This is a genomic window from Enterococcus sp. DIV0774 (assembly GCF_050539095.1).
Lineage (GTDB): Bacteria > Bacillota > Bacilli > Lactobacillales > Enterococcaceae > Enterococcus > Enterococcus faecalis.
Genome location: NZ_CP172923.1, coordinates 922,854 through 936,229 on the forward strand (window position 1 = coordinate 922,854; position 13,376 = coordinate 936,229).

The 13,376-nt window shown below is 39.0% G+C and carries 14 protein-coding genes; 12 read left to right on the forward strand and 2 right to left on the reverse strand.

Annotation, left to right across the window (positions count from 1 at the left end):
- The first annotated feature begins 69 nt into the window (after positions 1 to 69).
- The 7 genes from IGL86_RS04570 to IGL86_RS04600 all read left to right on the forward strand — a co-directional run bounded on the left by IGL86_RS04570 (position 70) and on the right by IGL86_RS04600 (position 5,970).
- Positions 70 to 1,362 carry a UDP-N-acetylglucosamine 1-carboxyvinyltransferase gene (locus IGL86_RS04570; protein ID WP_002357969.1) on the forward strand — a complete coding sequence of 431 codons (1,293 nt, stop codon included), beginning with the start codon at positions 70 to 72 and terminating at the stop codon, positions 1,360 to 1,362.
- Positions 1,359 to 2,651: a transcription termination factor Rho gene (gene rho, locus IGL86_RS04575; protein WP_002357968.1), complete on the forward strand. Its 1,293-nt coding sequence runs from the start codon at positions 1,359 to 1,361 to the stop codon at positions 2,649 to 2,651. Before IGL86_RS04570 ends, rho begins: the two co-directional genes overlap by 4 nt.
- Before the next feature lie 99 nt (positions 2,652 to 2,750).
- Positions 2,751 to 3,020, forward strand: coding sequence for a type B 50S ribosomal protein L31 (locus tag IGL86_RS04580; RefSeq protein ID WP_002357967.1), 270 nt, complete (start codon positions 2,751 to 2,753; stop codon positions 3,018 to 3,020).
- A 237-nt stretch (positions 3,021 to 3,257) separates the two neighbouring features.
- Positions 3,258 to 4,322, forward strand: coding sequence for a DUF916 and DUF3324 domain-containing protein (locus IGL86_RS04585; protein WP_033625531.1), 1,065 nt, complete (start codon positions 3,258 to 3,260; stop codon positions 4,320 to 4,322).
- The gene (locus IGL86_RS04590; protein ID WP_033625532.1) at positions 4,315 to 4,527 is read left to right on the forward strand and encodes a hypothetical protein; all 213 of its coding nucleotides are present in this window, start codon (positions 4,315 to 4,317) and stop codon (positions 4,525 to 4,527) included. The genes IGL86_RS04585 and IGL86_RS04590 overlap by 8 nt, the downstream gene beginning before the upstream one ends.
- 225 nt (positions 4,528 to 4,752) lie before the next feature.
- On the forward strand, positions 4,753 to 5,631 hold the full coding sequence (gene scrK / locus IGL86_RS04595) for a fructokinase ScrK (RefSeq protein WP_080280106.1): 879 nt from the start codon (positions 4,753 to 4,755) through the stop codon (positions 5,629 to 5,631).
- Positions 5,632 to 5,721: 90 nt separating this feature from the next.
- Positions 5,722 to 5,970: a YtxH domain-containing protein gene (locus IGL86_RS04600; RefSeq protein ID WP_002357962.1), complete on the forward strand. Its 249-nt coding sequence runs from the start codon at positions 5,722 to 5,724 to the stop codon at positions 5,968 to 5,970.
- Between the two features lie 57 nt (positions 5,971 to 6,027).
- Here the strand turns inward: IGL86_RS04600 and nfsA are convergent, their stop codons facing one another.
- Complete coding sequence (gene nfsA / locus IGL86_RS04605; RefSeq protein WP_002375151.1) at positions 6,028 to 6,762, reverse strand: oxygen-insensitive NADPH nitroreductase; 735 nt, start codon at positions 6,760 to 6,762, stop codon at positions 6,028 to 6,030.
- Between the two features lie 83 nt (positions 6,763 to 6,845).
- Positions 6,846 to 7,304, reverse strand: a complete 459-nt coding sequence (locus IGL86_RS04610) for an S-ribosylhomocysteine lyase (protein ID WP_002357960.1) — start codon at positions 7,302 to 7,304, stop codon at positions 6,846 to 6,848.
- 206 nt (positions 7,305 to 7,510) lie between these two features.
- On the opposite strand from IGL86_RS04610, the gene IGL86_RS04615 reads away from it, so the two are divergent.
- From IGL86_RS04615 to IGL86_RS04635, 5 genes are all read left to right on the forward strand, one after another.
- On the forward strand, positions 7,511 to 8,578 hold the full coding sequence (locus IGL86_RS04615; protein ID WP_002381968.1) for an aspartate-semialdehyde dehydrogenase: 1,068 nt from the start codon (positions 7,511 to 7,513) through the stop codon (positions 8,576 to 8,578).
- Positions 8,579 to 8,611: 33 nt separating this feature from the next.
- The gene (dapA, locus tag IGL86_RS04620) at positions 8,612 to 9,484 is read left to right on the forward strand and encodes a 4-hydroxy-tetrahydrodipicolinate synthase (RefSeq protein WP_002357957.1); all 873 of its coding nucleotides are present in this window, start codon (positions 8,612 to 8,614) and stop codon (positions 9,482 to 9,484) included.
- Between the two features lie 30 nt (positions 9,485 to 9,514).
- Positions 9,515 to 11,203: a ribonuclease J gene (locus IGL86_RS04625; RefSeq protein ID WP_002375145.1), complete on the forward strand. Its 1,689-nt coding sequence runs from the start codon at positions 9,515 to 9,517 to the stop codon at positions 11,201 to 11,203.
- Between the two features lie 124 nt (positions 11,204 to 11,327).
- The gene (locus IGL86_RS04630; protein ID WP_033625534.1) at positions 11,328 to 12,710 is read left to right on the forward strand and encodes a bifunctional metallophosphatase/5'-nucleotidase; all 1,383 of its coding nucleotides are present in this window, start codon (positions 11,328 to 11,330) and stop codon (positions 12,708 to 12,710) included.
- Positions 12,711 to 12,744: 34 nt separating this feature from the next.
- A complete protein-coding gene (locus tag IGL86_RS04635) occupies positions 12,745 to 13,374 on the forward strand; it encodes a YutD family protein (protein WP_002377795.1) in 630 nt (209 codons plus the stop codon).
- Positions 13,375 to 13,376: the final 2 nt, after the last annotated feature.

The window sequence follows — 13,376 nt, forward strand, 5'->3', positions numbered from 1 at the left end:
GCTTGATTATGATAGAATGATTGGGTAGTTTATTTAGAAAACGTATATTACAGATAGGTGAGAATATAAATGAAAAAAATCGTAATCAATGGGAATCGTCCATTAAAGGGCGAAGTAACCATTAGCGGCGCCAAAAATAGTGTGGTCGCTTTAATTCCAGCTGCTATTTTAGCAGATTCGCCCGTGACTTTAGATGGCGTTCCTGACATTCAGGATGTTCACTCATTAATTGAAATTTTAGAAATTATGGGTGCTAAAATTACTTTTGAAAATAATACATTAATTATTGACCCAACAGAAGTTGTTTCTGTGCCAATGCCAAAAGGAAAAATCAATAGCTTACGTGCGTCCTATTATTTTATGGGCTCACTTCTTGGTCGATTTGGGGAAGGCGTTGTCGGCTTACCTGGCGGTTGTTACTTAGGCCCTCGTCCAATTGATTTACATATCAAAGGATTTGAAGCATTAGGCGCTCATGTAACCAACGAACATGGGGCGATGTACTTGAGAACAGACGAAGCTGGCTTACAAGGAACACGAATTTTTATGGATATGGTATCTATTGGCGCTACAATCAATGTCATGTTAGCCGCAGTTAAAGCCAAAGGCAAAACGATTATTGAAAATGCTGCGCGTGAGCCAGAAATTATTGATATTGCTACATTATTAAATAACATGGGTGCAAAAGTTCGAGGAGCTGGAACGGACGTTATTCGGATTGAAGGTGTCGAAGAATTACATGGCTGTCGTCACTCGATTATTCCAGATCGAATTGAAGCTGGGACTTATTTAGCTATGGCAGCAGCTATGGGTGAAGGAATCAAGGTTCGAAATGTTATTTATGAGCATTTAGAAAGCTTCATTGCGAAATTGCAAGAAATGGGCGTTAAGATGACAATTGAAGAAGACATGATTGAAGTTCATCCGTCACATGATCTGAAAATGACGACGGTGAAAACCTATCCGTATCCTGGTTTTGCCACAGACTTGCAACAACCGTTAACGCCATTACTTTTAAAAGCGCAAGGAACTGGTGAAATTATTGATACGATTTATGCTCAACGAAATAAGCATATCCCTGAGTTAGTGCGGATGGGGGCTGATGCTTCGGTTGAAGGCAATATGATTATTTTAAATGGCCCAAATCAATTACATGGTGCAGAAGTAGTCGCCTCTGATTTACGGGCAGGTGCGTGCCTAGTCACTGCCGGCTTGATGGCTGAAGGTACGACCACAATTTATAATGTAGAATATATTTTACGTGGGTACGACCACATTATCGAAAAGTTAACTGCTTTAGGCGCTGATATTCAAATGCTAGAAACCGAAGAACAAGAAGGTCCGTTTGAGGTGGATCAATGAGCGACTATTTAACAATGGCTGAATTGGAAAACAGTACGTTAAAAGATATTTATGCGTACGCGAAAGAGTTTAAAATTCCTTATTATAGCCAAATGAACAAAAAAGAATTGTCTTTAGCTGTGATTCGTGCACAAGCTGAGAAGCAAGGGTTTTTCTTCATGGAAGGAATTTTAGATATTGTTTCTCAGGATGGTTATGGCTTTTTGCGGCCAATTAATTATGGACCAAGTGCAGAAGACATTTATATTTCTTCTTCTCAAATTCGTCGTTTCGGATTGAGAAATGGGGACAAAGTAGCTGGCAAGGCGCGTCCGCCAAAGGAATCAGAACGTTACTATGGACTCATGCATGTTGAAAGTGTCAATGGGAAAGATCCTGAAGAAGCGAAAGAGCGGCCACATTTTCCAGCGCTAACACCGTTGTATCCTGAAAAACAATTAACGTTAGAAACAACGGCTGGCAGATTATCAACACGAATGATTGATGTATTTGCCCCAATTGGTTTTGGGCAACGTGGTTTAATTGTAGCGCCGCCAAAAGCGGGAAAAACAAGTGTTTTAAAGGAAATTGCTAATGGGATTACAGAAAATCATCCTGATGTGGAATTGATTCTGTTGTTAATTGACGAGCGTCCTGAAGAAGTGACTGATTTAGAGCGAAGCGTTAAAGGCGATGTGGTTTCTTCAACTTTTGATCAACAACCACAAAATCATACGCGAGTTGCTGAATTGGTTCTGGATCGAGCAATGCGCTTAGTTGAAGACAAACGGGACGTAGTTATTTTAATGGACAGCATCACTCGTTTAGCAAGGGCCTATAATTTAGTGGTCCCGCCTAGTGGTCGAACCTTAAGTGGCGGAATAGATCCAGCTGCGTTTTTCAAACCTAAACGATTTTTTGGTGCTGCCAGAAATATCGAAGAAGGGGGCAGTCTAACTATTTTAGCCACAGCATTGGTGGATACAGGTAGCCGAATGGATGATGTCATCTATGAAGAATTCAAAGGCACAGGCAATATGGAGCTCCATTTATCTCGTGAATTAGCAGAGCGCCGTATTTTCCCAGCAATTGATATTAAAAAATCAAGTACGCGAAAAGAAGAGTTGTTAATGACACCAGAACAACTAGAAGAAACGTGGAAATTGAGAAATAATATGTCAGGAGACTCGCTGGAATATACGGATCAATTCATAAAAATGTTAAAACGGACCCAAAATAATCAACAATTATTTGAAGTTTTCCATGATGTTTCATTTGGCAAACAAATTAAAAGAAATCCAAAAAGATAATTGCATACCAACTGAAAACATGGTAAGATAGCATTGTTGTATACCGACAAAATAACTCTGATACAGCAAATGGATCAGGGCAAAGGAGCGAAAAAACGTATGAAACAAGATATCCATCCAAATTACCAACCAGTAGTATTCATGGATTCAACAACAGGTTTCAAATTCCTTTCAGGTTCAACTAAAGGATCTTCAGAAACTGTTGAATGGGAAGATGGCAACACTTATCCATTATTACGTGTTGAGGTTACTTCAGACTCACACCCATTCTACACTGGTCGTCAAAAATTCACACAAGCCGACGGACGTGTGGACCGTTTCAACAAAAAATACGGTCTCAAAGACGAAAACGCAAATCCAGACGCATAGTCTTTCAAAACATTGTTATGACAAGGTTTATAGAGGTTTTCCACTGTGGTGGGAAACCTCTATTTTTGCGTTAAATATGTAGTTTTAATTCAGAGAAAAGAAATAAAGTAACTTAACAATCTTTTCTTCTTTCTTTTCAAGATTATCCTTCCCAAAGGACAAAGATTGATCAGCATTGTTTCGCTGGTTTGTTAGACTAGTAGGTACATTCAGCTTTATAAAGGAGATCTTGAAGAAATGAGTAGAAAAAAAGTCGGTGTTTTCTGTCTATTTCTGTTTTTCACATTTTTTATTATTGTTCCAAAAGTAGAAGCTACAGAAGAAATGAAGACTAAATTTACAGTAACGCCTGTTTTACCAGAAAATCAAGTGTCAGGAACATCAAGTTATTATGATTTAATTCTGGCACCAAAGCAATCTTCAACTATTGTCTTAGATATAAAAAATAAGACAGACGAAAAATTGTCCATCGTATTGACTCTAGCAAATGCATCAACAAATGATAATGGGTTGATTGTGTACAATGATTTTGATAAACCACTTGATTCATCGTTAAAGGTTCCGCTGACAGACTTGGTTACTTTAGAAAATGAGGAAGTGAGTGTGCCGCCTCATCAAACAGTATCAGCAAAGATGAAGGTGAAGGGACTTGATCAGCCTATCAAAGGAGTTGTTTTAGGCGGGGTTTATGCGCATCTCAAAGATGAAAAAACAGAGGAAGAGAACCAAACAATGGGATTAACCAGTCGCTACGGGTTTAATGTTGCGATTGCCATGAGGAGTGCTGAGAATGCTCCTTTAACAGAGGTGAACCAACTGAAATTAGTGAAAGTAACACCTACAATTGCTTTAGGGTCCAAATCGCTAAAGGCGGTCATTCAAAATCCGTATGCTGCTATTTTTCCAGAAGTTCGTTTAGAAGGTCAAGTGATAAAAAAAGGATCCTCTAAAAAAATTGCACAACGGACACTAAAAAATGTTCGCTTTGCCCCAAATAGTTCCATGAATTTTCATCTTGATTTGGGCAAACAACCGCTAGATGCTGGGACTTATATATTTACAGGACGTGCTATTTTACAACAAGATGAACAACAGTCTTGGCCTTTTCAACAAGAATTTACGATTAACACTCGTGAAGCAAAAAAATTGAATCAAGAAGCTACGGTCAAATGGGTCCTACCTACATGGTGGTTACCGACTTTCTACACGTTGTTAGTAATCACAATTGGGGCAATTTATAGTGTCATTTGGCGCAATAATTATCAAAAAACAAGCGAAAAGGAGAGTGAGAATAATGGCTAGTTGGTTTTGGTTGTCTGGCGGTTTAGCGGTCATTTGTTTTATGTTTTTCCTCTTTTCTTTGCTGACTAGTATGAGTTTTATTCAGCATGCAAAAGAGCCCAGAAGTATTCTAAAAGAAACACTTTTGAGTTGGTTAATGCTTTTACTTAGTGGTGGCTGGATTACAATCGGACTATGGTTATATTTTTCGCTAAAGAATCAATAAACAAAAAACGAGCATTCATTGTTAGATAACCGTGAATGCTCGTTTTTTGTTTTAGGAAAATGCTCTTTAGCAACTTGCCAGATTTCATTGGGCAACCTGACTGAAATTGTTAAATTGTTCTGTCGAAACGAAAAAAAAGTGTTAAACTAAACGTGTATGTTAGTTATTTAATCAAAAGTAATGTATCCGCTTACTTATAAAATGGAAACGAAGGAGCATATTGCAATGACAGAAAAACTTTTAGGAAGTATCGAAGCCGGTGGCACAAAATTTGTATGTGGCGTTGGGACAGATGATTTGACCATTGTGGAACGTGTCAGTTTTCCCACAACAACCCCAGAAGAAACAATGAAAAAAGTAATAGAATTTTTCCAACAATATCCTTTAAAAGCGATTGGGATTGGTTCGTTTGGTCCGATTGATATTCACGTTGATTCTCCTACGTATGGTTATATCACTTCTACACCAAAATTAGCTTGGCGTAACTTTGACTTGTTAGGAACTATGAAACAACATTTTGATGTGCCAATGGCTTGGACAACGGATGTGAATGCTGCGGCATATGGTGAGTATGTTGCTGGAAATGGGCAATATACATCTAGTTGTGTATATTATACAATTGGAACTGGTGTTGGCGCTGGAGCGATTCAAAACGGTGAGTTTATTGAAGGCTTTAGCCACCCAGAAATGGGGCATGCGTTAGTCCGTCGTCATCCTGAAGATACGTATGCAGGAAATTGTCCTTATCATGGAGATTGTTTAGAAGGGATTGCAGCAGGACCAGCAGTTGAAGGTCGTTCTGGTAAAAAAGGACATTTATTGGAAGAGGATCATAAAACTTGGGAACTAGAAGCTTATTATTTAGCGCAAGCAGCGTACAATACGACTTTATTATTAGCGCCAGAAGTGATCATTTTAGGCGGCGGTGTCATGAAACAACGTCATTTGATGCCGAAAGTTCGTGAAAAATTTGCTGAATTAGTCAATGGATACGTGGAAACACCGCCTTTAGAAAAATACTTGGTGACGCCTCTTTTAGAAGATAATCCAGGAACAATTGGTTGCTTTGCCTTGGCAAAAAAAGCTTTAATGGCTCAAAAATAACCATTTATTCGTAGTTCATGCATTATATTTGAAGGAAATGGCTAAGAATGATACTCTTATTATGTAATTAATTATTTAGGAGGGATTAGCATGGCAGATTTAAAAGGACGTTTTGACGATGCAAAAGATAAAGTAGAAGGTACTGCAAAAGAAGCGCAAGGCAAAGTTACGGATGATAAAGGCAAAGAACTTGAAGGAAAAGCTCAATCAACCTTTGCTGACGTAAAAGACAAAGCACGTGATGCCGGCGACGACCTTAAAGAAGGCGCTGAAAAATTAACTGATAAAGTTAAAGAAGGCTTTGAAGACTTAAAAGACAAATTTAGTAAAGATAAATAAAAATTAACAAAAGAGCGTGGGCTTACGTTGAAATAACGTAAGCCCACGCTCTTTTGTTTAGACATCAAATCCTTGTTTTTGCAAGAAAATTTTTACTTCTGGGCGACGATTATAAGAAAAATAGGACAAAGACTTCTGTGACCAATCCGCTGTTTGGGCGTTACTTGAGCGGCTGGCATAATAATCTTTTAATAATTCATCATATGTGTGTATATCTGTCAATTTGTCTGATTGGTAGTGATTTTCGCTTAAAATATTTTCAAAAGGCATCCGTGGTTTTACACCATTTAACGTTTCTGGTACACCGATTGTTAATCCGAAAAGTGGTACAGTTAATTCAGGCAAAGATAAGCGTTTAGCTACTGTGTCTAAGTCATTTCGAATGCCGCCAATATAACAAATCCCTAAATCCATAGATTCAGCCGCAATGGCCATGTTTTGCGCAGCAATCGTTGTATCAACGGCAGCTACTAATAATGATTCTGGTGTCTTTAAGGGTTCTAATGATTGCCCCTCTTTTGACAAAATCGTTGCATGACGATACAAATCAGCAACAAAAACATAGAACACACCAGTGTTAACGACATAGTCTTCACAATTCGCTAAACGTCCCAATTCTCTGCGTAGCTCAGGATCTTTGATTTCTATAATTGTATAAGCTTGTAAAAAATTGGAGCTTGATCCTGCTTGAGCTGCAGTAATTAACTGTTGTTTCTGCTTGTCCGTTAACGCTTGCTTTTTAAAATGACGAACGGAACGGTGACTTAGTAATTGTTCAATTGTTTGATTCATAAAAAACCTCCGTTTAAATTAAGAAAGAGAACAGAAAAACCCACAGCTTAATAGTGGGTTTCTCTGTCGTTAATTGCTAAAGATTACAGAATACGTTCAAATGGATCTAAACTAATTCCTTGGTCTAAAACGATTTTTGCGTATTCTTTCGCTGCAAATAAAGAATGATCTTTGTAGTTTCCACACTCTTTTGCAGAGACTGCTGGAACAACTTCTGTATTGATTACTTTGTTTAAAACGTTGACTAATGCATCACGGATTTCTTGTGGTGAATGTTGATCCCACATAATCATATAAAAACCAGTGCGGCAACCCATTGGCGAAATGTCAATGATTCCTTTTAATTCATCACGCATGTTAACTGCTAATAAATGTTCCAACGTGTGTAATGCGCCTGTTGGTAGGGCGTCTTTGTTTGGTTGTAAGAAACGTAAGTCATATTTTTCGACTAACGCATCACCATTTTGTTCTGTGCCAGCAAGGCGAACATATGGTGCTTTTACTGTGTTGTGATCTAATTCAAAACTTTCTACGCGTGCCATGAAATTTCGCTCCCTTTATAATTAAATTCGTTTTAACTATAACAAATTTAAGTCAAAAGTCAATGGATAGTCCTTTGATGGGTAATAGTTTTAAAATATCATGGGAAAATAAAAAAATCATTTTTTTGACTATGTAGGTTTTTTCAATACTATGGTAAAATAGGACAAGTAGCTTTTACAAGAAGGTAAGAGGGGAGTATGAAAATATGGGAAAAGAATATCATGTTGCCGTGGTAGGAGCAACAGGTGCTGTCGGGACAAGAATGATTGAATTGTTAGCAGAAACAAGTTTGCCAATTGCCAGTGTGAGGTTATTGGCGTCTAAGCGTTCTGCTGGACAAGAGATTCAGTTTAAAGGGCAACCTCTTATCGTGGAAGAATTAGTCCCGGAATCATTTGAAGGAATCGATTTAGCATTATTTAGTGCTGGTGGGAGTATTTCCGAAAAGTTTGCACCAGAAGCAGTTAAGCGCGGAGCTGTCGTTGTTGACAACACTAGCCATTTTAGAATGGCAAAAGATGTTCCTTTAGTTGTTCCAGAAGTGAACCCGGAAGCCTTGAAAAATCATCAGGGAATCATCGCAAATCCCAATTGTTCTACGATTCAAATGATGGTGGCCTTAGAACCAATTCGGCAAGCGTTTGGCTTAGAACGAATCATCGTTTCAACGTATCAAGCTGTGAGTGGCGCAGGTATCCGTGCAATTAATGAGCTAAAAGAACAAGCCGAAGATTTTTTAGAGGGAAAACCTGTCAGCGAATGGTCAGCTGAAATTTTACCAGCTGGCAGTGACGAAAAACATTATCCAATTGCTTTTAATGCGTTGCCTCAAATTGATGTTTTTTCAGAAGCAGGGTATACCTACGAAGAATGGAAAATGATGAATGAAACAAAAAAAATCATGGGAGACAACAAGCTAAAAGTCGTTGCCACCTGTGTCCGTATTCCGGTAATTTCAGGACATTCTGAATCTGTTTATATAGAAGTGAAACAAGCAGATGCATCGGTCTCAGCCATCCAAGAATTAATGGCGCAAGCTCCAGGTGTAATTTTGCAAGATGAGCCAAGTGAACAACTATATCCACAAGCGCTAAATAGCGTCAACCAGAAAGAAACATTTGTCGGCCGTATTCGTCAAGACGTTGACGTGAAGAACGGTTTCCATTTATGGATTGTGTCAGACAACCTATTAAAAGGAGCTGCTTGGAACTCGGTCCAAATTGCTGAAACGCTACACGAAATGAATTTGCTTCGTGTACCTGAAAACGACTAGAAGGTTTGTATTGTATACTCGGGAGGGAATAGGATGGATTTAACGAATGCAACAATTATTACGGCAATGGTTACGCCGTTTCAAGAATCGGGAGAAATAGATTTTGATAAACTACCGCAATTGGTAGACTATTTATTGGCCAATCATACAGAAGGCGTTATTTTAGCAGGAACAACTGGTGAATCACCCACGTTAACTCATGAAGAAGAATTACAATTATTCCAGCGAATGATTGAACTGATCGATGGACGTATTCCGATTATTTGTGGTGTAGGTACGAATGATACACGTGACTCAGTCGCTTTTGTGAAAGAGTTAGCGACAATCGCTGGTATCGATGCTGTTTTGGCGGTTGTTCCTTATTATAATAAACCAAATCAAGAAGGTATGTATCAACATTTTAAAACCATCGCAGAAGCAAGTGAACTACCAATTATTTTGTACAATGTTCCTGGTAGAACGGCTGCATGTCTAGAAGTGGAAACTACTTTGCGCTTAGCACAATTGGAAAAAATTGTGGCGATTAAAGAATGTGCAGGGTTAGATGCAATTACTGAGTTGATTGAAAGAGCGCCAAAAGACTTTCTAGTGTATACTGGAGAAGACGGGTTGGCTTTTGCCACCAAGGCACTTGGCGGACAAGGGGTTATTTCGGTAGCCAGTCATGTCTTCGGTTCGTCAATGTATGAGATGTATCAAGCGCTGGAGCAGGGGAACTTGCCGGAAGCGGCTAAAATTCAACGACAGTTATTACCAAAAATGAACGCATTGTTTTCAGTGCCTTCGCCGGCACCCGTGAAAGCGGCCTTAAATCATTTAGGTATTCCTGTTGGAAATTTACGTTTACCTCTAGTTGCTTGTACACCAGAAGAAGAGCAAAGAATTATTCGCACGTTAGAGATTTAAAGAACGTGTAATCATAGAGAGGTGAAAAGAGTGAGTACAATAAAAATCGTTCCATTAGGCGGCGTTCGTGAAAATGGAAAAAATATGTACGTTGCTGAAGTGGAAGATGAAATTTTTGTACTGGATTGTGGATTACAATATCCAGAGAACGAACTTTTAGGAATTGACGTTGTCATTCCGGATTTTACGTATTTAGAAGAAAATAGTGAACGAATTGCAGGGGTCTTTTTAACACATGGCCATGCAGATGCAATTGGGGCCTTACCGTATTTGCTTTCAAAAATTCAAGTGCCTGTTTTTGGGACAGAATTAACGATTGAACTAGCAAAACTAAGTGTCAACAGTCATGCGGAAACGAAGAAATTTAAAGATTTCCATGTGATTGACCCGCATACAGAAATTGATTTTGGTCAAGCAACGGTGAGCTTCTTTAAAACAACGCACACCATTCCAGATTCGATTGGCGTTAGCATCAAAACAAAAGAAGGTAACATTGTTTATACTGGTGATTTTAAATTTGATCAAAGTGCGATTGAGATGTATCAGACCGATTATGGCCGCTTGGCTGAAATTGGGAAAGAAGGCGTCTTGGCGTTACTTAGTGATTCATCAAATGCTGAAAACCCAGTCCAAGTTGCTTCCGAAGCCCAAATCGCTGATGAAGTGTTCGACACGATTCGCTATTGGGAAGGACGAATCATCGTGGCATGTGTGGCAAGTAATTTGCAACGGGTCCAACAAGTATTGAATGCAGCGGATCGTTCTGGTCGTAAAGTCGTTTTGACAGGCCAAGATTTTGAACGGATTATTCGGACGGCGATGAAATTGGAAAAATTACAATTGCCAAGCGAAGATCTATTAGTGAAACCAAAAGAAATGAAAAAATATGCACCCGAACAGTTATTAATTTTAGAAACAGGCCGGATGGGAGAACCGATTAAGTCACTTCAAAAAATGGCTAATAATACACATGGTGTCGTTCGAATTGAAGAAGGCGATTTAGTTTATATTACGACAACGCCGACAACGGCCATGGAAACAACGGTTGCCAAAACAGAGGATATTGTCTATCGGGCCGGTGCTACGGTGAAGCAAATTTCCGACAATTTACGTGTGTCTGGTCACGCTAATCCGAATGACTTGCAATTGATGCTGAACTTAATGAAACCAAAATATTTCATTCCTGTCCAAGGTGAATACCGCCAGTTAGCTGCGCATGCGGACTTAGCACACGAAATTGGCATGCCTTATAAAGATATCTTTATTACAGGTCGTGGGGACATTCTAGAGTATACAAAAGGTAGAATGTCGGTAGCTGGCAGCACAACGGCCGAAAATATTATGATTGACGGGATTGGTGTCGGCGATATTGGTAATATCGTTTTACGGGATCGTCGTATTCTTTCCGAAGATGGTATTTTTGTGGCTGTTGTGACAATTAATCGTCGAGAAAAACGAATTGTTTCACCAGCTAAAATTACTTCTAGAGGTTTTGTTTACGTTAAAACAAGTAAAGACCTAATGAAAGAAAGTAGCAATATTGTTACAGAAATTGTTGAAAAGCATTTAGAAAGTGACGATTTTGAATGGAGCAAACTGAAACAAGAAATCCGCGAAAACTTAAGCCGTTATTTATTTGAACAAACCAAACGTCGTCCTGTGATCTTACCAGTTATCATGGAAGCGACGCAACGCAAGCGTCCCAAAAATAACGCATAGTTCGTCCTGATAAAAGCAGGTGATTTTAGGAGAAATTCTTCTAAAGTCATCTGTTCTTTTTTGTAACTTTCTTCTATAAATATGGTACTATTAATCAGAGCGCTGAATAAAGGAGGCGATTTTAGTGGAAGAGATTGTGTTGTTTCATACCAATGATCTTCATTCTCACTTTGAAAATTGGCCCAAAATACGGCGTCTGGTTAAAGCCAAACGTTCGCTGTACCAAAAAGAGGGCAAAACAGTCGTAACCATTGATTTAGGTGACTTTTCAGATCGGTGTCATCCTTTGACCGAAGCAACAGATGGTCGAGCAAATGTAGCTATAATGAATACATTAGCGTATGACCTGGTTACAATTGGAAATAATGAAGGAATCGGCAATTCAAAGAAACAATTAGAGCATTTATATGATCAGGCAACATTTGAAGTGGTCTTAGCTAATTTAGAAGAACCAAAAACCCAAACGTTACCAGATTTTTGTCAAGCATATAAAATTATGACAACTAAAGAAGGCACAAAGTTAGGGTTTATTGGCTTAACCGCACCATTTCCTTTAACGTATAATCCCAATGGCTGGACAATCAAACAAGTGGAAGCAGTCCTTCCTCAACTGATTACAGAAGTTGCGCCTCAATGTGATGTTCTCATTTTGCTTAGTCACTTGGGGATAGATACTGATTTTATGATTGCGGCGAATTATCCTGAAATTCAAGTGATCTTAGGTTCCCATACACATCATTTATTTAAAGATGGTGAAAAAATTAATCATGTGCAACTAGCAGCTGCTGGCAAATATGGACAGTATATTGGTGAAGTGCATCTGTTTGTGGATGCCGACACGAAGCAAGTCACAAGTTATGCGAAAACCATTGAAACAGCAAGTTTAGAAGAGCAAGCAACTGATGCCAAGGAAATTGCAGGTTACTTAACGGAAGGTCATCGACTATTGCAAGCGCAGCAAATTGCACAAATCCCTGAAACCTTGTCAACGGACTTACGGCAACCGCATGCCTTTATAACTGTTGCCTTGAAGGCGTTAAAAGAAGCGGGGCAGACCGAAGCGGCTGTGTTGAACAACGGGTTATTTTTAGCAGATTTACCAGAAGGAATAATCAATGCAGACCAATTACATGAGGCCTTGCCTCATCCAATGCATTTAATCAAGGTTACCTTGAAAGGGTCAGACATGAGCCGCTTGATTCGTGAAATGGAAAAAAGTCGTCAATTTCTGCGGAAATTTCCGATTCGCGGGATGGGCTTCCGCGGGAAAATTTTTGGCGAATTATGTTATGATGGGATTCGTTTTGAGCAAAATAGCCAGACCGTTTTTTGGCAAGGGAAACCTATTCAGCCAGAGCAGAAGTATACGCTGACAACAGTGGATCACTTTCAATTTGTTCCGTTTTTCCCAACGATTGAGTTAGTTGGAGAAGTCGAATTTTTATTTCCAGACGTTTTAAGAACTGTCGTGGCGAACTATCTGCATGCCCACTATCCAATCAAATAAAAACAAGGTATAATAAAAACTAGGTGGTGAAAAAATGACAGACAAAAAGACAACCGAAAAAAAAGAAACAGAAACTGCTGCAACCTTTACAGAAGAACTAACAGCAGTTCTTGAAGAAATAAAAGAAGAACCTGTAAAAGAAAAGAAAAAAGGGGAAATTGTCACCATTGTGAATGAAACAGATATTCAAATTGGTGAAAGAGAGTACCGAATTGTTAAAAATCATCGTGATGCCTTTGATCCTGAACGCTTAGGTGAACGGTTTAGTGAAGTATTAGCGCGTTATGATTATATCGTAGGAGACTGGGGCTATGAACAGTTACGCTTGCGTGGCTTTTTTGATACTTCTAATCGTCGGGCAGCGCCGGATCAACGCATTGATACACTAGAAGACTATTTGTATGAATATTGTAATTTTGGCTGTGCCTATTTTGTAATTGAACGAACAGGGGAACGTAAAGAAAAAACAACGCATCGTCGTCGTCGCCATAAAAAGAATAATCGTTCTAACGCGTTTGTCGAGGAAAAGAGTGCGCCCGCTAATAAAAATAGCAAGCCAGTGATTCGTACGCGAAAAGAAGAAAATAAAAAAACGACTACACCCAAACAGCCTAGTTCCAAAAAATCTGGCAAAGGCTTTACGATTCGTCAACGTGAGGAGTAATC